At 52.9% G+C, this 21519-nt stretch carries 18 protein-coding genes; 11 read left to right on the forward strand and 7 right to left on the reverse strand.

Annotated elements, in window-relative coordinates:
* The first annotated feature begins 20 nt into the window (after positions 1 to 20).
* Positions 21 to 887: a hypothetical protein gene (locus V6575_RS19230; RefSeq protein ID WP_340276644.1), complete on the forward strand. Its 867-nt coding sequence runs from the start codon at positions 21 to 23 to the stop codon at positions 885 to 887.
* 70 nt (positions 888 to 957) lie between these two features.
* Here V6575_RS19230 and putA read toward each other — a convergent pair whose 3' ends face one another.
* Positions 958 to 4098: a bifunctional proline dehydrogenase/L-glutamate gamma-semialdehyde dehydrogenase PutA gene (gene putA, locus V6575_RS19235; protein WP_340276646.1), complete on the reverse strand. Its 3141-nt coding sequence runs from the start codon at positions 4096 to 4098 to the stop codon at positions 958 to 960.
* 138 nt (positions 4099 to 4236) lie between these two features.
* Between putA and V6575_RS19240 the strand changes: the two genes are divergently transcribed.
* The 4 genes from V6575_RS19240 (at position 4237) to V6575_RS19255 (ending at position 8414) form a co-directional block, all read left to right on the forward strand.
* Entirely contained in the window at positions 4237 to 4707 is a 471-nt protein-coding gene (locus V6575_RS19240; protein WP_340276647.1) for an Lrp/AsnC ligand binding domain-containing protein, read from the forward strand.
* Positions 4708 to 4782: 75 nt separating this feature from the next.
* Positions 4783 to 6027 carry an ABC transporter substrate-binding protein gene (locus V6575_RS19245; protein ID WP_340276648.1) on the forward strand — a complete coding sequence of 415 codons (1245 nt, stop codon included), beginning with the start codon at positions 4783 to 4785 and terminating at the stop codon, positions 6025 to 6027.
* A 42-nt stretch (positions 6028 to 6069) separates the two neighbouring features.
* Positions 6070 to 7785: an ABC transporter permease gene (locus V6575_RS19250; RefSeq protein WP_340276649.1), complete on the forward strand. Its 1716-nt coding sequence runs from the start codon at positions 6070 to 6072 to the stop codon at positions 7783 to 7785.
* The gene (locus V6575_RS19255; RefSeq protein WP_340276650.1) at positions 7782 to 8414 is read left to right on the forward strand and encodes an ATP-binding cassette domain-containing protein; all 633 of its coding nucleotides are present in this window, start codon (positions 7782 to 7784) and stop codon (positions 8412 to 8414) included. Before V6575_RS19250 ends, V6575_RS19255 begins: the two co-directional genes overlap by 4 nt.
* Here V6575_RS19255 and bfr read toward each other — a convergent pair.
* Both bfr and V6575_RS19265 read right to left on the reverse strand, forming a co-directional pair.
* Positions 8404 to 8910: a bacterioferritin gene (gene bfr / locus V6575_RS19260; protein WP_340276651.1), complete on the reverse strand. Its 507-nt coding sequence runs from the start codon at positions 8908 to 8910 to the stop codon at positions 8404 to 8406. The two genes, V6575_RS19255 and bfr, sit on opposite strands and share 11 nt — an antisense overlap.
* Before the next feature lie 22 nt (positions 8911 to 8932).
* On the reverse strand, positions 8933 to 9175 hold the full coding sequence (locus V6575_RS19265; protein WP_340276652.1) for a (2Fe-2S)-binding protein: 243 nt from the start codon (positions 9173 to 9175) through the stop codon (positions 8933 to 8935).
* Between the two features lie 131 nt (positions 9176 to 9306).
* On the opposite strand from V6575_RS19265, the gene V6575_RS19270 reads away from it, so the two are divergent.
* Both V6575_RS19270 and V6575_RS19275 read left to right on the forward strand, forming a co-directional pair.
* Positions 9307 to 10065 carry an SDR family NAD(P)-dependent oxidoreductase gene (locus tag V6575_RS19270; RefSeq protein WP_340276653.1) on the forward strand — a complete coding sequence of 253 codons (759 nt, stop codon included), beginning with the start codon at positions 9307 to 9309 and terminating at the stop codon, positions 10063 to 10065.
* Positions 10066 to 10299: 234 nt separating this feature from the next.
* Positions 10300 to 12735: a methyl-accepting chemotaxis protein gene (locus V6575_RS19275; protein WP_340276654.1), complete on the forward strand. Its 2436-nt coding sequence runs from the start codon at positions 10300 to 10302 to the stop codon at positions 12733 to 12735.
* Between the two features lie 95 nt (positions 12736 to 12830).
* Here V6575_RS19275 and V6575_RS19280 read toward each other — a convergent pair whose 3' ends face one another.
* From V6575_RS19280 to V6575_RS19295, 4 genes are all read right to left on the reverse strand, one after another.
* On the reverse strand, positions 12831 to 13631 hold the full coding sequence (locus V6575_RS19280; protein ID WP_340276655.1) for an FAD binding domain-containing protein: 801 nt from the start codon (positions 13629 to 13631) through the stop codon (positions 12831 to 12833).
* A 15-nt stretch (positions 13632 to 13646) separates the two neighbouring features.
* Positions 13647 to 16007 (reverse strand): xanthine dehydrogenase family protein molybdopterin-binding subunit, encoded by a 2361-nt coding sequence (locus tag V6575_RS19285; protein WP_340276658.1) that lies wholly within the window; start codon positions 16005 to 16007, stop codon positions 13647 to 13649.
* A gap of 65 nt (positions 16008 to 16072) precedes the next feature.
* On the reverse strand, positions 16073 to 16561 hold the full coding sequence (locus V6575_RS19290) for a (2Fe-2S)-binding protein (RefSeq protein ID WP_340276660.1): 489 nt from the start codon (positions 16559 to 16561) through the stop codon (positions 16073 to 16075).
* 68 nt (positions 16562 to 16629) lie between these two features.
* Positions 16630 to 17310 (reverse strand): SRPBCC family protein, encoded by a 681-nt coding sequence (locus V6575_RS19295; protein WP_340276661.1) that lies wholly within the window; start codon positions 17308 to 17310, stop codon positions 16630 to 16632.
* Positions 17311 to 17816: 506 nt separating this feature from the next.
* Between V6575_RS19295 and V6575_RS19300 the strand changes: the two genes are divergently transcribed.
* The 4 genes from V6575_RS19300 (at position 17817) to V6575_RS19315 (ending at position 21499) form a co-directional block, all read left to right on the forward strand.
* Positions 17817 to 18770 (forward strand): class I SAM-dependent methyltransferase, encoded by a 954-nt coding sequence (locus V6575_RS19300; protein WP_340276662.1) that lies wholly within the window; start codon positions 17817 to 17819, stop codon positions 18768 to 18770.
* Entirely contained in the window at positions 18767 to 19606 is an 840-nt protein-coding gene (locus V6575_RS19305) for a TrmH family RNA methyltransferase (protein WP_340276663.1), read from the forward strand. The genes V6575_RS19300 and V6575_RS19305 overlap by 4 nt, the downstream gene beginning before the upstream one ends.
* Positions 19607 to 19801: 195 nt before the next feature.
* Positions 19802 to 20659 (forward strand): SDR family oxidoreductase, encoded by an 858-nt coding sequence (locus tag V6575_RS19310; protein WP_340276664.1) that lies wholly within the window; start codon positions 19802 to 19804, stop codon positions 20657 to 20659.
* Positions 20660 to 20884: 225 nt separating this feature from the next.
* A complete protein-coding gene (locus V6575_RS19315) occupies positions 20885 to 21499 on the forward strand; it encodes a hypothetical protein (protein ID WP_340276665.1) in 615 nt (204 codons plus the stop codon).
* The last annotated feature ends 20 nt before the right edge of the window (positions 21500 to 21519 follow it).

Below are 21519 nucleotides of genomic sequence, written 5' to 3' on the forward strand. Positions count from 1 at the left end.
GGTTGGCGGAGACGATATTCATGAAGCGACAGGACATTATTACAGAATTGGCCGATCGAAGTCGGTTGCCATGGAGCACCCTGTCCTTTTGCCTTGAAAATCACGATGCCTGCGTCCCCACATTCCTTTTGTTACTCGAACGCGAAGTAAGAGGGCTTCTTCTTGCAGAGGAAGAGCAACGAGCCCTTTTCTTTGGCATCCATCTTCTGGGGGCCTTCCAGGTCCGCGAAGCCTTTGCACCACTGCAAACCGCGTTATGCGGCGATAGCATTCGTGCTGTAAGACTCGTTGGCGACGCAATTGGCGATACAGTCCCTCGCGTTCTCATGGGCCTTGGAAAGCACAAGAGCGATGCTTGCTGGGATGCAGTCGCCTCACCGCAAACGGATTGGCTGGTGCGTGAAGCTTTTCTCAGGTGCTGGACATTTGAAGTTCTGGAAGACCGTTTATCCATGCAGGCGGCTGAAGAAAAGCTGCGGCGCTTTCCTACCAGCGTTGCCCCCGAACCGGACAATTTTCTCTGGATGGCATGGATGACTGCGATTGCAGATCTAGGCCTATCATCTTTGGCCCCATTGATTGATCGTACAATTAACAGTGGTCAGATTGAAACTGGGCCTCTCGGCTTACTACCCAATGATATTGCTGTTTTTCATGAAGACCTTAAAGAGGCAAAGAAAGCGCGCAAAGAAAAGCAACCAGCTTTCAACATCTGGCGAGAATTAAAGCGATACACTGCGTTCTCGGGCACTTATCAGGACTTTTATCAAGCTGGTTGTCATGTGTTGGTAGATGGGTCAAATGAATACAAAGCTGCAGGAGAGAAAGAAAGATCAATTCTTGCAGCAGATCAAGAAACGCCTTTTGACGACGCACCAGAAGCCTGATCAAGAGACGAGTCAGAGCTCTTGATCATCAGCATTGGTGCCGGGCGCGCCAATGCTGATGACTCAGAACCTAATCGTCCGATGCGGCCACCAGGCTTGCATTGCCGCCAGCAGCGGCAGTGTTGATGGAAACGACCTGCTCCAGCGCAAAGCGGTGAAGATAACCAGGGCCACCTGCCTTCGGTCCGGTCCCGGACAAGCCGGATCCACCGAATGGCTGGGTTCCGACAACAGCTCCGATCGTGTTGCGGTTGATGTAGACGTTGCCAACAGAAAGGCGGTCGACGACTTTTTTCACCGTCGCATCAATCCGGCTGTGCACCCCAAGCGTCAATCCGTATCCGCTGTCCGAAATAGTATCAAGAACCTTATCCAAATCCTTGGCCTGATAGCGCACAACATGGAGAACCGGACCAAACACTTCACGGCTCAAGGCTCCAGCATTGTCCAGCTCAACAATATGCGGCGCAACCCAAAAGCCATTGCTAAGCACACCGACCGGAGTTTCACCGCTATATCTGAGAGTTTGCAGTTTCTGCATTTCTGAAACATGGGACTGAATTCCGGCTCGTGCTTCTGCGTCGATCACCGGCCCGATGTCCGTTGACGGCAGTCGTGGATCGCCAAGCGTCAATTCCGCTGCAGCGCCCTTAAGCATTGCAAGCAGGCTGTCAGCGACATCTGACTGGACAAACAGCAGCCGAAGCGCGGAGCAGCGTTGCCCGGCGGAGCGGAAGGCGGACATCATCACATCGTCGCAGACCTGCTCTGGCAGGGCAGTCGCATCCACCAACATGGCGTTTATGCCGCCGGTCTCAGCGATCAACGGGACAATCGGCCCACGTTTTTCGGCCAAGGTGCGATTGATCGCCCAGGCTGTTTCCGTCGAGCCGGTGAACGCAACACCTGCCGTCTTGGGATGAGCTGTCAAAGCCGCCCCAACGCTACCATCACCAGGCACCAGACAAAGTGCGTGCAAGGGCACGCCTGCCTCGTGGAACAAACGAACCGCCTCATAGGCGATCAACGGCGTTTGCTCAGCAGGCTTGGCGATTACGGCGTTTCCGGCAACCAAGGCTGCGCTGATCTGACCCAAGAAGATTGCCAGCGGAAAGTTCCAAGGCGAGATGCAAACAAACACGCCACGTCCGCGATGGCGGTAACGGTTTTCTTCTCCCGTCGGTCCGGGCATCAAGACCCCTTCGCCAAACAGTGCGTTTGCCTGATCGGCATAGTAGCGACAGAAATCAACCGCTTCGCGGATCTCAGCAAGCCCATCGGGGAGGGTCTTGCCCGCCTCCATGGTCAAGATCGCCATCAGCCGGTCGCTGTTTTCCTCCAGAAGGTCAGCCACTTTCGACAAGGCCAACGCCCGTTCTTCGACGGGACGACGTGACCAGGCCTCAAACCCCTTACCGGCAATCTTCATAGCCTCGTCCACGGTCTCGACCGAGGCATTGATCACGGATCCAACAACCGTGCGCCCATCATTGGGCGACACAACATTTTCAGCTTTGCCAGTAAATTTCTGATCGCCAACAATTGGCGTTGCAGAAGTTGAAGGAAATTCCGTTTTGGCTATCGCAGCCACAAGCGAAAGGCGTTCTTCGCCACAGCCAAATTCGATACCTTTGGAATTCTGACGGCTAAAGCCATACAGATCAGAAGGCATGGGAATCGACCGATTGGAAGCATGTCCGCCACCAACGAGAATGTCCTTGGGACGGCGAAGCATCGTGTCGACCGTGACAGAACTATCGCCAACGATCGTGACAAAGGAGGAGTTGGCGCCATTTTCCAGAAGCCGGCGAACCAGATATGCGAGGAGATCCTTATGGCCACCAACTGGAGCGTAGATCCGACACGCATATCCGTCGCGTTCACAGACGGATTTGTAAAGGCTTTCGCCCATTCCGTGGAGACGCTGAAATTCGTAGCCGACATTGTCTCCCGCAACCTCGGCGATCTGCGCGACTGTTAGTGCATTATGAGTAGCAAACTGCGGATAAAGCACGTCGCGGGCCGCCAGCATACGCTTTGCGCAGGCGAGATAGGCCAGATCTGTTGCAGCCTTGCGGGTGAAGACAGGGTAACCATCAACGCCCTGTTCTTGTGCATGTTTGATCTCGGTGTCCCAATAAGCTCCCTTGACCAGCCGGACCATCAGGCGTCGGTTCTGTTGGCGTGCAGCTGACACAAGCCAATCAATCACTTCGCAGCTGCGCTTTTGATAGGACTGAACTGCCAGGCCGAACCCGTCCCAACCTTCCGTCACCGGATCCGCCAGCACGGCCGCGATAACATCAAGGGAAATTTCCAGTCTGTCAGCTTCTTCAGCATCAACCGTGAAATTGAGATTGTACTTTTTGGCCATGCCCATCAGCTTGACAAGACGCGGCACCAGTTCATCACGCGCCCTGTCGCCTTTGACGGCCTCATAACGGGGATGCAACGCGGATAGCTTGACGGATATACCCGGCCGGTTTGGCAGATCATCGGCCCCTGCCGCCTTGCCAATAGCGTCGATAGCATCCGCATATGATTTGAAATAGCGCTCCGCGTCAGCGGCTGAGCGCGCGCCTTCGCCAAGCATGTCATAGGAATAACGATAGCCTTTTTTTTGCTGCACCTTGGCCCGCTCAAGCGCCTTGGAGATCGTTTCTCCAAGCACGAACTGGTGGCCCAACAGCCGCATAGCCTTTTTCGTTGCAGTCCGAACAGCCGGCATACCAAGCCGCTTAATCAGCGATGCCATAATAGTTTTCGGTGTATCACCAGGGTGTAGGAGACGAGACGTGATGCCCAGCGCCCAGGAGGATGCCGACACGAGCCAAGTGTCAGATTTGGCAACGCTTGGATCTTCAAAACGGGCTGCTGCCAATTTGTCTTCGATGAGCTTGTCGGCCGTCGCTGCATCCGGCACTCGCAGCAGCGCTTCGGCGAGAACCATCATCGCCAATCCCTCACGGGTGGTCAGACCAAATTCCCTCATGAAGTCTTCAACACCACCAAGGCCAACCGCGGTTGCCCGCATATCCTTGATGTAACCACCAGCCCGGCTGTCGATCTTGGCTTCCAGCTTTTGACCAAGAGTGGTTTCTGCCAGCAGCTTTCGCACCAAAGGCTCATCTGCTGGTGCATAGGCAGCACGAAAAGGAGGGATCGCCATATCATCCATTTTTTCCAACGATGTACCGTTACCAGCCTGCATAACAGCAATTCCTTCCAAGCATCGCGCCGATGCGCACAATATTGAACCGTAGCTTCCTCATTTTTTCAGTTTTTTTATAATTTTATCGTCTATTTTTATGATAAAATTCTGTGAAATTATCCGAAATAAAGATAAATTATGGCGAATTCCACCAACTTAGATCGTTCGGATCGCAAGATCCTTTTTGAGCTTCAGAATGATGCGCGGATCACCAATACTGACTTGGCCGACCGTATCGGCCTTTCTGCAACTGCGACTGCCGAGCGCACAAAGCGGCTGATCAGAGAAGGCTACATCGAGAGCTTCTCAGCAAAGCTTGTCCCAGAGAAAATTGGAAGAGGCTTCCTTGTCTTTGTTGAGATCAAACTGGATCGCACATCAGCGGAAGTTTTTGACGCCTTCAAGCATGCGGTCGAGCGGTCGCCGGATATCCTAGAATGTCACATGGTCGCAGGCGGTTTCGACTATTTGATCAAAAGCCGAGTTCTGGACATGGATGCATATCGACGCTTTCTGGCTGATGTCATCCTGACGCTTCCTGGAGTGCGCGAAACCCATACGTATGCTGTGATGGAAGAAATCAAGGATACCCATGTGCTACCCGTATAGTGTCTCAATCACCTTGTTTCACAAAGCCTTGTGTTGACTACAGCCACATCGACGCGCAACAGAAAGACACTGAAAATGAAAGGTTCAAAAATGCGCGCTAATAGTCTTCGCTCACTGTTGGGACAAATATTTCTTGCAACGGCACTTGCCGCAAGCACCGCCATGCAAGCCAACGCAGAGGATGCAAACTGGCGCGTGGTGGAAGAGACGGCAAAAGGGCAGACAGTCTATTTTCACGCCTGGGGCGGTGAACCTCGGATAAACGACTACATCAACTGGGCAGCAGGCGAAGTCAAAAAGAAATATGGCGTCACCGTCAAACAGGTCAAAGTTGCTGACACCGCCAGTGTCGTGACACAGGTGATTTCGGAAAAAACCGCTGGCCGGGAGAGTGCAGGAAGCGTCGATCTCGTCTGGATCAACGGCGAAAATTTCGCAACACTCAAGGAACAGGGCTTGCTAGCAGCACCTGGCTGGGCGCAGGCATTGCCGAATTGGAAGAACGTTGACGTCGAGGGCAAGCCGACTGTTCTATCGGACTTTACCATTGCGACCGATGGACAGGAAAGCCCATGGGGCATGGCCAAGCTGGTTTTCATTTACGATTCTGCCCGCTTGCCTGAGCCGCCAAGTAGTCTAGCCGCGCTGGCAGACTATGCCACGGCTCACCCAGGTCGCATCAGCTATCCGCAGCCGCCGAATTTTCACGGCTCGACCTTTCTCAAACAGATCCTCATCAGCCTCATCGACGATGCTGACAAGCTGCAGCGGCCTGTCCAGGAAGAGACCTTTGACGCAGATGTAGCCCCGCTGTTTGACTATCTGGACAAGTTGCATCCAAACTTGTGGCGAAAGGCGCAGGCCTTTCCGCAAAATGGCGCCCAGATGCGACAACTGCTGGCGGATGGAGAACTGGATATAGCAATCACCTTCAACCCCGGCGATGCTTCCAGCGCGATTGCGAATGGCGAGCTACCTGATACGGCCCGCAGCTTTGTGTTTGACGGTGGCACGATCGGCAACAGTCACTTCGTTGCCATTCCATTCAACAGCTCGGCAAAGGAAGGTTCGATGGTCTTCGCCAACTTCCTGCTGTCACCAGAAGCTCAAGCCCGTAAGCAGGATCCAGCCGTGTGGGGCGATCCAACGGTTTTGAATGTAGCGGCGCTGTCCGACGAAGACAAAGCCCGTTTCAACGCAATAGACTTAGGTCCTGCAACCCTGAAACCTTCGGACCTTGGCGCAACTCTTCCAGAGCCTCACCCAACATGGGTGGCTGCCTTGGAGAAAGCTTGGGCAGCCCACTACGGTGGCTCCTGAAACCGGAAAGCACCCATGCGGCAAGGCCTGATCAGATTAGCAATGCCGCGTTTACCGGGTGTCTTGATCGTCATCTTGCTGGGCGCACCTATTGTTTTCGGGCTGGCAGGCACCCTACTGCCTGCGCTCGGCTACCTGCCTGCACTTGGGGGGCATGATTTCTCCCTGAAGCCGTTTCAGGATCTCTTTTCAGTACCCGGCCTTGCGCATTCCATTGCCTTAAGCTTTGGGACAGGGCTGACCGCAACGGCTCTCTCGCTCAGCATCACAGTTCTCTTTACCGCATGCTGGCTCGGTACGCGGACGTTACAACTCATCAGAAATCTTTTATCGCCGCTTTTGGCAGTCCCCCATGCAGCGGCGGCATTCGGGCTGGCCTTTTTGATTGCACCAAGCGGTTTTCTGGTGCGACTGCTCTCACCTTGGGCAACTGGGTTCGACCGGCCGCCGGATATACTCATCCTCAACGATCCGCTCGGTCTTGCCATGATCGCAGGCCTTGTGATGAAGGAAGTTCCGTTTCTGTTTCTGATGACGCTGGCGGTTCTGCCCCAGACAGACAGCTTGCGCAAAATGAAGGTGGCCTCTTCGCTTGGTTATGGCCGAACAGCGGGGTTTCTTAAGGCTTGCCAGCCTGATTTGTACAAACGTATCCGACTGCCCGTTCTGGCGGTCCTCGCCTATTCAACATCAGTTGTCGACATGGCTCAAATTCTCGGTCCAACAACGCCTGCACCTTTGGCGCCGCGCATTCTGGAATGGATGGGAGATCCGGACCCTGCCTTCCGGCTACAGGCATCTGCAGGCGCTTTGCTTCAGCTGATCGTGTCTGCCTTCGCCGTGGTTCTATGGCTTGGGTTGGAGCGGCTGACAGCCTTTGTAGGACGCACGATCAATCGAAACGGCGTCAGGCATCGCCGAGACATGCCCATCAGAATTTCCATGCTCGTCTCCATGGGCTTTCTCGTTGGAACCATGATCGCAGGTATTCTTCTTCTGCCGCTCTGGTCTGTTTCCAGAAGCTGGTGGTTTCCGAATAGTTTGCCCAGCACTGTCACCTTTCAGCTTTGGCGCGATATAGACCAAACCGCAGGTGCGCCGCTGCTCACCACACTTTCGATTGGTTTAGCAGTGACCATAACTGCGGGTCTTCTGGTCATTGCCTATCTTGAAAGTTTGGAACGAAGCCCAAGAGGTACGCGAAAAAACAAGTCGTCAGCGACAGGCTCAAGCAGCTCATTTATCGATGTTCTGATCTTTCTGCCGCTTCTTCTACCGCAGGTGTCTTTCTTGTTCGGCCTTCAGGTTCTCTTCGTTCGCCTGGATCTGGATGGAACCCTTTTTGCAGTTTGCCTGACTCATCTGATGTTCGTGCTGCCCTATATTTATTTATCCCTGAAAGGCCCATGGCGAGAACTTGACACGCGCTATGCCAAGCTGGCCTCAAGCCTTGGTGCTTGCAAAAACAAGATTTTCCTAAAGGTGAGGTTGCCACTGCTGCTTCATTCTCTGCTGGTCGCCTTGGCAGTGGGCTTTGCTGCCTCTGTCGCACAATATCTGCCGACTCTGATGGTCGGAGCAGGCCGCATTGTTACAATCACCACAGAGAGCCTGGCGCTTGCCAGTGGCGGTAACCGTTCACTTATCGCACTTTATGGAACACTCCAGCTGATCTTGCCGCTGCTGGGCTTTGCTCTGGCATCGGTGATCCCAGCGCTGCTGTATCGCAACAGGGCCGCCATGAGAGGACACTCATGACAGACGGGCTGGTTCTCGATAACGTCAATATTTCCCTTGCGGGTCGATCACTTGTTGAGATTTCGACAACCATCGCGGCAGGCCAGGTGCTGACCGTGATGGGGGACAGTGGATCCGGCAAGTCAACACTTCTGGAATATGTAGCGGGCTTCCTCAGCGCGCCATTTCAAGCTTCGGGCAAAGTTATCCTGAATGGCTATGATGTTACTTCGGACACACCACAGGTGCGCCAGCTAGGCTTGATGTTTCAGGCGCCCTTGTTGTTCCCGCATATGTCCGTGCTGGACAATCTTATGTTCGGCTTGCCAGCCGCAGGCCTGAGCAAGGGCTGCAGGGCTGAAATGGCCGAGGCAGCCTTGCGAGACGTCGGCCTTGAGGGATTTGGCAGACGGGATCCGGCGACATTGTCCGGCGGGCAGCAGACGCGAGTTGCGCTCATGCGCCTGCTGCTAGCCAAACCAAAGGCGCTGCTGCTCGACGAACCCTTTTCAAGTCTCGATCAATCCCGCCGCGCAGAAACACGACACTTTGTCTTCGATATGGCAAAATCCCACAAGCTGCCTGTCCTTCTGGTATCTCATGACCCAGAAGACGCCAAAGCGGCCGAAGGTGAAATTTTCACGTTATAAAAAAGTCAGCTTTTTCTGCTTGATCGGCTGATGTAGACTGCAGCAGGGCGTATTGCTCAATGCCGGTCCGCTCAACCAATTCCAACTGTGTTTCCAGAAAATCGATGTGATTTTCTTCGTCTATCAACAAGCTGTCAAACAGTTGCATGGATACGAAGTCACCCGCCTCGCTACAAATCTGCCGCGCTTCATGATAGAGCGCGCGCGCTGTGTACTCTCCAGCCAGATCACACTCAAGGCAGTCTTTTAAAGATGCACCAATTCGCAGTTGATCCACGACCTGCAGGTTTGGGTAGCCCTCGAGAAACAAAATACGGTCGATGAGTTGATCAGCGTGATCACGCTCTTCCAGAGCTTCTTCTCGCTCTTTCTTCGCCAGCTTCAGAAAGCCCCAATTCTCCAGCATTCTTGAATGCAGCCAGTATTGATTTACCGCTGTCAATTCATGCCGCAGGGCCTTATTGAGATACTCGATAACACCAACGTCGCCCTTCATAGAAGCTATCTCCTTTAGAGTTCTATCGACCTGCGACGACTTTCAAACGGCTATATCCATCCTTCAAGGCATCATGGTCTTCAGATGCTCTATCATGAATCAAGCCAATTACAGAGGGAAAGCAGCTTCCACAGCGGGGACGACAGCCAAGATGGCGAAAAACAGCGCCGGGAGTGGGCACTTTTCCATTGGGATCCGCACGCATTTCCTCCGCAGCCTTGCGAAGCTTCTTATCTGACAACACATTACACGAACAGATTATCATTCCATGGCCCAGGGTGTTTCGTAATTTCCATATACTCTGTCATACATGGACATAGCCGCTTAAACTAAAGTGAAGTCTAAAAGTCAACTTTTATAACACCTAACCGAAAATATGAGATCAAGGCAATCCGCATGACCGATACAAACGAAATTGACGAGAGGCGCACAGTGGTCCTGACGGGTGCCAGCCGCGGCATCGGCCATGCGACAGTAAAACGGTTCTCAGCAGCCGGTTGGCGGGTCATCACCTGTTCCAGACACCCTTTTTCTGACAAATGCCCTTGGCCTATGGGGCCGGAAGATCACATACAGGTCGACCTCTCCGATCCGGAGAACCTTGGCTATGCGGTACAAGAAATACGCAAGCGCCTCGTCATACATGGATCCAAGCTACATGCGTTGATCAACAACGCCGGGATCAGCCCCAAGGGTGATGAGGGAGCGCGACTGGATTCACTGACAACGTCAATGCACATCTGGCGCCATGTATTCCAGGTGAATTTCTTTGCGCCCATCATGTTGGGGCGCGGCCTGTTCCAGGAATTGAAAAACGCTGGTGGATCGATCGTAAACGTCACATCCATTGCAGGTTCTCGAGTCCACCCCTTTGCGGGCACTGCTTATGCAACCTCGAAAGCCGCCCTCTCATCATTGACCAGGGAAATGGCCGCGGATTTCGGCCCCCATGGAATACGCGTGAACGCCATTGCCCCAGGCGAAATCGACACATCCATTTTGTCTCCAGGCACAGAAGATATGATCGAGAATATCCCTCTGCGCCGTTTGGGCCGACCGGATGAAGTCGCAGACACCATTCATTTTCTTTGCACCAGCCCATCATCCTACGTCACTGGCGCTGAAATCCACACTAATGGCGGGCAGCACGTTTAAATATTCACAACGCAAACAATAAGTTGATCAGCAGCTAGTGTATATTCATAAACACTGGCTGCTGATGATTTCAACTAATTTTCCCGTAGCGTAACTTGATTTTGTGCAATGCACATTAAGTAATCCAAGCAGCCCCAAGATGTTATATTTACCGAAGATTTAGATATAAAGATTAGTAATTAACTCACCAAACAAGAATCACGGTCATACGCTGACCTCGGGTGGGTGCTTTCAATGGTAAAATTACTTAATACTTTCAACAACATGCGTATTGGTTACAAAGTAGGCGGGGGGTTCGGGGCCGTACTGTTGCTAACTGGTATTGTCGGGGCTGTCGGGGCAATCGCTGTCAGTGGACTTGCCAACCGCTTCGACAGCGCAAATCAAGCGATGGCCGTTGGATCCAGCCTCCAGGCCGCAACTGAAATGCGTTCAGCTTACCTTCTCAAGCCCGGCCCACTCACCAGCGCAGCTTCTGTGTCGACAATTGATGCCCTCAGCAGAGAATTGACATCGCTGAAATCAAAAGTCGCAGGCGACCCAGCCGCCGAGAAAAACGTGACCGAGACAATCGACGCCGTTTCGGGGTTAAAGTCGACATTTCTCGATCTGGCCACTGCTGTAGATTTACGCGATGCATCTCAGAAAGAAGTCAATGCTGCGATTTCGAACCTTGGTGCCGTGGCAACCGCAATTGAAGTTCAGGCCAGCAAGATTCGAGACGAAGCTTCAAAGGCCACCGAGCTTGCTAGCAATACTGAGATTAACGCAAGGTCCGTAGGCCAGACAGCAGCGGAACTCGGTGAAGGTGCCATCATTGTACAGAACCTTTACAATGATGCAGGAACGTCTGTCACCGGTGAGAAAATGCTAGCTGCCAAGGAAAAGGCGGATGAATTGGCCTCCCGGGCGAAAACCCTTAGAACGGCCAAGATTGAAGGCATCACGACTAAAGAATTAGCCAATCTCTCTGATGCGGCTAACAGTGTTTCGACCAAGATCGAAACACTGATGACGAGCACAGATTTCATGGCGCTTTACACACTCAAGGTAGAGGTCAAGGACGCGATCTCAGCTCTCTCCGATAACGCGACGAGCATTCGTAACAGAACCAATGAAGCGGTTACCAAAGTTCAGGCCATGGCGTCTGAAGCATCTGCCCGCCAAAACCTCATTGAAATGATCTCTCGTCAAGCTGACGCATTGAATGCAGCGTCTCTTAGTGTCAAAGCCGCCAGCATTTCTTTCTTGGCAGATGCGACGTTGCTGGACGGATCGGAGGTCATCTCCGAACTGGAAAGAGTGAGTTCCATCGAACTTACACTCCTGGACAAGGCAAAAGACTTTCCCACAATCACAAAGGAAGTCAAAGCCTCCCGCGATGCAATCCGGACGGTTGAGACCGGCTTTGCCGGTGTCATTGATGCCAAGACCGAAGCCACCCGACAGACAGACATCCTGACCGTTCTTTCCGGAGACGTTAGCGAAATGATCGGCCAGATTGCAGCAAGTCAATCTGCTCAAGCATCAGAATCCAGCCAGCAAGCCCTGGCAGTTATCGCAGTTACTGTGATCATTGCGATTGCGGTCGGTATCGGCTTGGCATTTTCCTTTAATCTTGCAGTTGCAAAACCGATCCAACGCACGACTGCAATCATGTCGACCTTGGCCAATGGCAACACCGATGTTGACATCACAGGAACAGAGCGCCGCGATGAAATCGGCGACATGAACAGAACAGTTCAAGTCTTCCGTGACAATGCAATCGAGCGCAGTCGTTTGCAGGAAGAGAGTGCTCGTGATGAAGAGGGTCGGATTGCGCGGCAACAGAAAGTCGATACGCTGATCAGCAGCTTCCGCATCAAAGCAACCGATGTTCTGACATCAGTTGGCGACACAGCACAAAGCCTTGATCTTACTGCTCAGGAACTGACCGAGATAGCGCGGGAAAGTTCCGGAAATGCCTCACAGACCCTCGGGGCAGCCGATGAGGCCACTCAGAATGTTCAGACTGTTGCAAGTGCTGCCGAAGAACTGGCAGCTTCCATTGGCGAAATCTCTCGTCAGGTCTCCCAAACGACCGAGGTCGTTGGCCGAGCGACAGTTGGAACGCGCTCGACCAATGAAAAGGTTGAAGGGCTCGCCGCATCGGCCGCTAAGATCGGCGAAGTGGTCACCCTGATCCAGGCGATTGCCGAGCAGACCAATCTTCTCGCATTAAACGCAACAATCGAGGCTGCGCGAGCTGGCGAAGCGGGCAAAGGCTTTGCGGTCGTTGCATCGGAAGTCAAGGAATTGGCAACACAGACCTCCAAGGCGACGGAAGAGATTTCTGGTCAGATTTCTGCAATCCAGTCGGCGACCCGCGAATCTGCAGTTGCGATCTCTGAGATCTCCGAAATCATGGAAGAAGTTGACAGCTACACGTCAACCATCGCAGCAGCGGTCGAACAACAAGGTGCTGCAACCACCGAAATCTCGCAGAATGTTCAGCGTGCAGCGCAGGGCACCACACAAGTGTCAGGAAGCATGTCAGAGCTGTCAAAGGCGGTTGATCAAACCACTCAATCCGCAGACATGGTTCTGTCCGCGTCCGGTGAACTGTCTTCTAAGACCGACAGCCTTAAGGAAGAAGTCGAAAACTTCCTCAGAGAAGTCGCTGCGGCCTAGGACACGAGCCCTAAAGGGGACTTCTTCGACAAGACATGGAAAGGGCGGCTCCAAGTGAGCCGCCCTTTTTGTTTGCGAACTAATTGTTACTGGCCTCAGCCAGCTGCAACCACCGCCCGTTTGGCCATGACTGTCACCAGGTTCGAGCGATATTCAGCCGATCCGTGAATATCTGAAAGCAGATTGTCAGCACCGACAGAAATTCCGGCGACCGCTTCTGGCGCCCAGTTTCCGGCCAGCGCATTTTCCATCTCGCCAGCCCGGAAGACACCATCCTGGCCAGCTCCGGTGACAGCAACGCGCACGCCACCTTCCTTGATTTTAGCAACAAAGACGCCCGCCATTGCATAGCGAGAGGCTGGATTGGGGTATTTGGCGTAAGCGCTCTTCTCAGGCACAGGAAACGTGACTGCCGTAACAATCTCGTCTTCTTCCAGCGCAGTCTCAAACATGCCAACAAAGAAGTCCTCAGCCGATAGGCTGCGCATGTTGGTTGTCACGGTCGCGCCGAGAGCCATCAAAGCAGACGGATAGTCAGCAGCAGGGTCATTGTTGGCAATAGACCCACCAATGGTCCCCATGTGACGGACTGCAGGGTCGCCAATAGCACCGGCAAGCGTTGCCAGACCAGGAATGGAGCCCTTCACCAAGTCGGAGGTAGCCACGTCATAATGCGTGGTGCCGCCGCCAATCCGGATAGCCCCTCCCTCGCTGGAAATGCCTTTCATGTCGGCCACGCCGCCCAGATCAATCAGATCACTGGGAGCAGCAAGACGCTGTTTCATTGTCGGTATCAATGTCTGACCACCACCCAGGAACTTTCCGTCCTCGGCTTTGGCCATCATTGCTGCAGCATCTGCAGCTGACCCGGCACGATGATAGGATGTTTCATACATGTCTCTAGGTCTCCTTTATTCTGCGGCCTGCTTCATGCCCAAACGGCTTGCGTGCCAGACACGCTCAGCTGTTGCAGGCATCGACAGATCATTGTTGTTGATAGCATCGGTAATCGCATTGATGACAGCAGGAGGAGATCCAATCGCCCCAGCTTCACCGCAGCCCTTCATGCCAAGAGGATTTCCAGGACAAACCGTCACGTTCGTCAGCAACTGATAGGATGGTACATCATCCGCACGCGGCATGGCATAATCCATATAGGACCCTGTCAGAAGCTGCCCCTGTTCATCGTAAGAAGCATTTTCCAATAACGCCTGACCAATCCCCTGTGTCAGGCCGCCGTGAACCTGTCCCTCGACAATCATCGGATTGATGATGGTACCAAAGTCATCAGCGGCAACGAAGTTTACAATTTGCGTCTTGCCGGTTTCCGGATCGACTTCAACCTCACAGGCATAGGTACCCGCCGGGAACGTGAAGTTGGTCGGGTCGTAAAACGCCCCTTCCTTCAGTCCAGGCTCCATGCCCTCGGGCAGATTGTGCGCCGTGTAAGCGGCCAACGCGACCTCGGTGAAGCTTAGCTTCTTGTCGGTGCCCGCAACCTTCAGTTCACCGCCTTCAATCTGGATGTCGCCTTCTGCAGCCTCCATCAGATGGGCAGCAATTTTCTTAGCCTTTGCCTCGACCTTATCCAACGCCTTGACGATGGCAGACATGCCGACAGCTCCCGACCGGGACCCATAGGTTCCCATGCCGAACTGGACCTTGTCGGTATCACCGTGAACAATTGAAACTGTGTCCGCGTCAACGCCAAACCGCTCGCAAATCAGCTGAGCAAAGGTTGTCTCATGACCCTGGCCATGGCTGTGGGAACCGGTAAGAACTTCGATGGACCCAATCGGGTTCACCCGAACCTCGGCGGATTCCCAAAGCCCAACACCTGCCCCAAGTGAGCCAACAGCCGCTGAGGGCGCAATACCGCAAGCCTCAATATAGCAGGACAAGCCCATGCCGCGGAGTTTGCCTCGGCTGGCAGCTTCGGCCTTACGAGCCGGGAAGCCATCATAGTCTACAGCCTCCAAAGCCGCATCCAACGTCGCATCATAGTCACCAGCGTCATAACACATGATCACGGGTGTCTGATGCGGGAAGGTCCGGACAAAGTTTTTCCGCCGGAAATCGACAGGAGACACTCCAACTTCACGCGCTGCTGTTTCCATCATCCGCTCGACCAGATAGGTCGCCTCTGGACGACCGGCACCCCGATAGGCATCCACTGGCGTGGTGTTCGTGTAAACCGCCTTCACGTTGGCATGGATTGCAGGAATATCGTACTGGCCAGATAACAGTGTTGCGTAGAGATAGGTTGGTACTGACGATGAGAACAACGACATGTAAGCGCCGAGGTTAGCAACGGTTTTAACCCGAAAGCCAAGGATTTTATTGTCAGCATCAAGCGCTAGTTCCGCCTGGGACGTGTGGTCACGCCCATGCGCATCCGTCAGGAAGGCTTCGGCGCGGTCAGACACCCATTTCACTGGACGACCCACGCGCTTGGACGCCCAAAGCGCGACGATTTCTTCCGGATAGATAAAGATCTTGGATCCAAATCCACCACCAACGTCTGGTGCAATAACGCGCAGCTTGTTCTCTGGTGCAACATTGTAGAAAGCCGAAAGAACAAGACGTGCGACATGCGGGTTTTGCGACGTGGTGTAGAGCGTGTAGTGCTCCTCCGCATCATTATAATCAGCGACTGCAGAGCGCGGTTCCATCGGATTTGGAACAAGGCGATTGTTGTGAATGTCCATGCGGGTCACATGAGCAGCTTTTTCAAATGCTGCATCTGTTGCCGCTTCGTCGCCGATGTCCCAGTCATAAATCAAATTGTTTGGTGCTTCCGGATGAAGCTGGGGTGCGCCTGCTTCCATCGCAGCAACACCATCGACAATCGCGGGAAGCTCTTCATAGTCGACAACAACAGCGTCAGCGGCATCCCGTGCCTGACCTTGTGTATCCGCAATCACCACGGCAACAGCCTGGCCAACATGACGAACGATTTCAGGCTCAAGTGCCCGCCAGGCACCCATTTTCATCGGCGACCCATCTTTGGAATGGATCATCCAGCCGCAAATCAGATTGCCGATTGCGTCTCCGACGAGTTGCTCTCCGATGAGAACGGCATCAACGCCTGGCATTTCCAAGGCCGCTGAACTGTCGATGCTATTAATTTTCGCATGCGCATGAGGCGACCGGACAAACGCCGCAAATCCCATGCGCGGCAAAATCACGTCGTCCGTATAGCGGCCCTTGCCGGTTATAAAACGCTTATCTTCCTTCCGTAGGGCACGTGCCCCAATACCTTCAACTCCCATAGCGCGTCTCCCAACACAGCTGGTATTCCCTCAAGAACAGTCTCTGATCGCTTATGATGTGCCGCTTATTCAGCTGCGGTTTTCATTGCGGCAATCTGATCTGACGCGGCCTGAATTGCCTTGACGATATTCTGATAGCCCGTGCAACGGCAGATATTACCTTCAAGCTCGTGGCGGATCGTCTTTTCGTCCAGATTAGCGCCGTGGCGATCAATCATATCGACCGCTGTCATGATCATGCCGGGTGTGCAAAAGCCACATTGCAAACCGTGGTGTTCCCGAAACGCAGCTTGAACAGGGTGAAGCTCAGGACCATTGGCAAGACCTTCGACAGTCACCACTTCGGCATCCGTGGCCTGGGCGGCCAGCATTGTGCAGGACTTAACTGCCTTGCCATTCACGTGCACAACGCACGCGCCACACTGGGATGTATCGCATCCAACGTGTGTTCCTGTCAGCCCGCGGGCTTCCCGTATATAATGAACGAGCAAAGTACGATCTTCGACTGAAGCCGAAACCTTTTTGCCGTTCAATGTCATCGACACTGTCGTCATTTTTTTCTCCCTCAATTTCACCCTGCACCTCGCGTCGCTGCAGGGTCAACATTTTAGTAATACCTGAATCAATTCAGGGCAGCTAGAACCGAAATGACTGCGGCAAGCGCGATCAAACCCCAGACCAATGGCCCACCAAAAAAGCCTTTTCCCGCTGCAACCTCCACTTTCTCCTCCGCGTCTTGAAGGCGTTCTTCGATGGCATGTCCAATGTCTTCAACTGCAACGGCAACATGAGCTGGAGCCGCCTCCATCGCCACCGTCTTCGCGTCTTCGACGAGGCCCCTGTCAAGATCAACCTCTGTTGCCTTTTCAGCAACAAGCTCGGAGAACTTGCCAAAAAAATCATCGGCCATCTTGCGCGCTGTGGAATCAATCAAGCGACTCCCAAGCTGCGCGATTTTTCCGCCGACCTGCGCCTTTGCGGTGAAGGTCAGGATGGTCTCGGTTCCGTCTTCAGCCAAATGGACATCCGCTCCCCCCTTGGCAAAACCAGCCACCCCGCCCTTGCCCTCGCCTACAATGGTATAGCTTTCAGGCGACTTGATATTTTCCAAAGTCACAGAGCCTTTGAACTTGGCTTTGACAGGACCGATCTTGGACGTGACAGCCGCGGTCATCTCGGTCTCACTGGTCATCTCCAATTCGTCGCACCCGGGAATGCATTCCTTGAGAATTAGCGGGTCATTCAAAGCTTTCCAGACGACCTTACGTGAAGCTGCAATTCTGTGTTCGCCGCTCATGTCCATGTCATCAAGGCCCTTCCTTCATTGTATCCTAGGCCAAGCGGAAAGCACCGACAGGACGGCCAATCGAAGTCCTGCAAGACCAAAGATGAATGTGATTTCAGACGGGCTAGAAACACCAAAAAATAATATGCGGAGAAATGAAAAAAGCCATCATCTGGAAATTTTTGCGCTGAACACGACATAGAGCGCAAGCCGGGGCTGCACCTGGTCTTTTTGCCTACTGTTTTCACTCAGCTCCTCCCAAAGCGTCGTTATCAGCAATATCCAGAACGAAGATTGCACCAGTCTATGCAACAAAGCAAAGGTATCAAGGGTCAAAAAATCAAATATGTCTCAGGCCTGAGATCATCTCGCCGCAGTGCGGGCTGAGAAGGCAGCTTTCTTTTGCCAATATGCCAGTATATATTCTAATGGAAGTAATGACGTTCCAAGCGCTGAAACATTGACCACAGACGAGATCAAGACTATTGCCACAGTTGAATTTCAAACAACCCATGAGCTAGATCTTGACGGACAACACCTCCGGCACCGCGCTGCCGTCCTTTGGCAAAACGCCCACTCAACGCTGGCCAGTTATTCTGGAAAACCGGGGCTGGAAGGACTATCGCCTTCTGGACATGGGAGAAGGTCGTAAGCTGGAACGCTACGGCAAATACACAATCGTACGGCCAGAGCCTCAGGCGATGGGGCAACCAATGCTCAATCAGTCCGTTTGGGAGCGCGCAGACGCAGTCTTTACCGGCGACACCGACGAGGAAGGCCCTGGACGGTGGAAATTCTCAGGCAATGTCGACGAGACTTGGAACATGTCCTATGGCGCTGTGAGCTATGTGGGCCGCTTTATGTCGTTCCGCCATGTCGGCCTTTTCCCTGAGCAAGCTGCCCATTGGGATTGGGTGAGTGAAAAAATCAGGGAAGAAAAAGCCAGACAGCCCAAAAGGCAGCTGAAGATCCTGAACCTCTTTGGCTACACTGGATTGGCATCCCTGCTGCCTGCAGTCGATGGTGCACATGTGACCCATGTCGACGCCTCCAAAAAAGCAATTGCTTACGCACGCGAAAACCAGGCCCTATCTGGCTTGGATGATCTGCCGATCCGATGGATTTGCGAGGACGCCTCAAAGTTCGTTGCACGAGAAGTACGACGCGGCAACACATATGACGGCATCATTCTGGATCCGCCGAAATATGGCCGTGGCCCGAAGGGAGAGGTTTGGGATCTCTACACCAGTCTCCCCGGAATGTTGGACAGCCTTCAGAAACTCCTGTCAAAAGATGCCTTGTTCATGATCCTGACGGCTTACGCAATCCGCTCCAGTTTCGTTTCGATCCATGAACTCATGGCTGAAACTCTCTCCAAACAGGGCGGGCTTTTGGAATCAGGAGAACTGGTGATCCGGGAAGAAAACAGCAAGCGAGCACTGTCAACGTCTCTGTTCTCTCGATGGAGCAGCAGATGAGCCAATCTGAAAAATCCCGACGCATGGGCGCAGTGAAGCAAATCACCAGCCACTCGAACCCTATCGTCAAGGAAATCAAGGGGCTGGTTTCACAGCGCAAGCAAAGAACACAATCAGGATTGTTCGTCGCTGAAGGTCTGAAGCTTGCAACCGATGCAATTGAGGCCGGTTGGGAGGTTCGCTACCTGGCCCTGGGGCCCGAAGCACGAGAAAACCGGATTGCCCAGAAAGCCGCAGCGACTGCAAAAGCAAAAGGCGCGATGATCCTGGAAGTCAACACGGCTGTCATGTCTGCCATGACCCGCAAGGACAATCCGCAGATGGTTGTCGGTGTCTATGAGCAGCGGCTACAAGACATCGAAAGCATTGACCCTGCGGCTGCGACGGTTTGGGTTGCCCTCGACCGTGTTCGCGATCCTGGAAACCTGGGCACGATCATCCGGACAGTGGACGCAGTCGGCGCAACCGGCGTTATCCTGGTGGGCGATTGCACCGATCCATTTGCCGTTGAGGCTGTCCGGGCGACCATGGGATCTCTGTTTCATGTTCCCTTGGTGAAAACCACCGAAGAGACTTTCAAGAAAATAGCGCAAAGCTGGCCCGGAACGGTTGCGGCAACGCACCTGAAGGGCTCAGTTGACTATCGCACACCCGATTACAGTGAGCCTGTGCTTCTGGTCATGGGCAATGAACAAAAAGGGCTTGGCGACGATATGGCCAACGCCTGTAAGACATTGATCCGAATACCGCAGGTCGGTGAAGCTGATAGTCTCAATCTCGCAGTCGCGACCGGCATCTCTCTCTATGAAATCCGCCGTAAGAACCTTGATCTCTAGGGGACGAACTCATAAAATTGGATCCACTGGCTTTGAACCTGCAAAGGGGGAGTAGGAAAAGCTTGAAGTGCTATGCCTTGCATAGGTCAAAAGCTCTGACGCAGACCTCAGCAACAGGCTCATCGTCCTTCGGATCGACCAGTGCCTGCAATTTTATGGGTCCGAACCCGAAGTCAATCACTTAAAGGCAGTTCCATGCGGTTGTTCGTTTTTGGCGTCGGATATTCCTCTAAGGCATTTATCGACAAATCGAGGAGCAAATTCGACTGGATCGGTGGCACGACCCGCTCGCCGGAAAAAGCAGCTCTCCTGCGTGAAGATGGGATTGAGGCTTTCCTGTTTGACGGGAAGTCTCCAAGCGCTGAAATATCTCAAGCCCTCGCGCAAGCCACACACGTACTGATATCCATTGCCCCGGATGAGACAGGGGATCCTGTATTGATCCACCATGGCACTGACATAGCAGCAGCTCATCCAAAATGGATCGGCTATTTGTCTACCGTCGGCGTCTATGGAAATCATGATGGGGCATGGGTGGATGAAGACACGCCTTGCAGACCGGTTTCCAAGCGTTCAATCCAGCGGGTGGCAGCAGAAAAGTCTTGGCTGGAGTTCGCCGCCGAACATGATGTTGCCGTTCAAATTTTCCGCCTATCGGGCATTTATGGCCCAGGTCGCAATGCTTTTGAAAATTTCAAAAAGGGAAAAGCTCGGCGATTGATCAAACCCGGCCAAGTCTTTAACCGCATCCATGTCGCCGACATTACAGGCATACTGGACGTTGCCATGCGTGAGCCGAATACCCGCATTTACAATGTCACGGACGATGAACCTGCCCCGCCACAGGACGTGATTACTTACGCTGCCAAGCTATTAGGCATTACACCACCGCCAGAAATCCCGTTCGAGACAGCAGACCTCACACCAATGGCGCGAACTTTTTATGGTGAGAACAAAAGAGTATCGAATAAGCGTGTAAAAATTGATCTAAATTATAGCTTCTATTTTAGAAATTATCGCACTGCCTTGAATAACCTCATTAAAATAACGTAATAGTGATAATATAAACTAGAAATAAACTCTAACTTAAAACTATACAGAAATACCTACATATTCTAATTTGCTACATTTTTAGCCAACTTATTCAACAATTTACTTTCAAAAAAATACTTCATCTGCTTATTTTGATAAATCTTTAAGCATTCGAACGTAAGGTCATCTCGTAATGATGCAAATTTTGTCATCATGAATTTGCCAATCGCAAAGAGGCACCTTGAGATGCAGAAGTTGTTACCGACCTATATGCTTTCCATCCTCACTTTTGTGGCCCCCGCGACTGCATTTGCTCAGCCGACAGCACCTGACCCCAATAAGCTAGTGTCTCCTGAGTTTATTCAAGAAGTTCGAGGCTGGCTTGGGAATCCGATCGTCAATTTGTCAATTAAAACACAGAACGAACTTCGAGGTCAGCTGGATCAAGGCAAGATTGACGCCTTGGACAAGCAATGGCGGGCAGAGCGCGAAGTCGACGACAAGCCCCTGATATCCGCCACTTTAAGTGCCCCTCTTTCGAATTACCTTTTGCGCGTTCAGGCAGGCAGCACCGGCCTCTATACGGAAATCTTCGTAATGGATGCAAACGGCTTGAACGTCGGTCAGAGCGCGATCACCGGCGATTACTGGCAGGGTGACGAAGGCAAGTTCCAGAAAACGTTCCCTATTGCTTCTGACGCCGTTTTTATCGACGAAGCAGAATGGGACGAAGATCGGAAAATCTGGCGGGCTCAGCTCAATATGACTCTGTCGGACCAAGCATCTTCAAAGGCAATCGGCGCTGTCACTGTCGAGATCAACCTAACCGAGCTGCAGCGCCGCAACGCGCCCGCAAGCTAATTTAGAATTTTAAGAGGCAA

It is taken from the genome of Roseibium algae (genome assembly GCF_037783265.1).
GTDB lineage: Bacteria > Pseudomonadota > Alphaproteobacteria > Rhizobiales > Stappiaceae > Roseibium > Roseibium algae.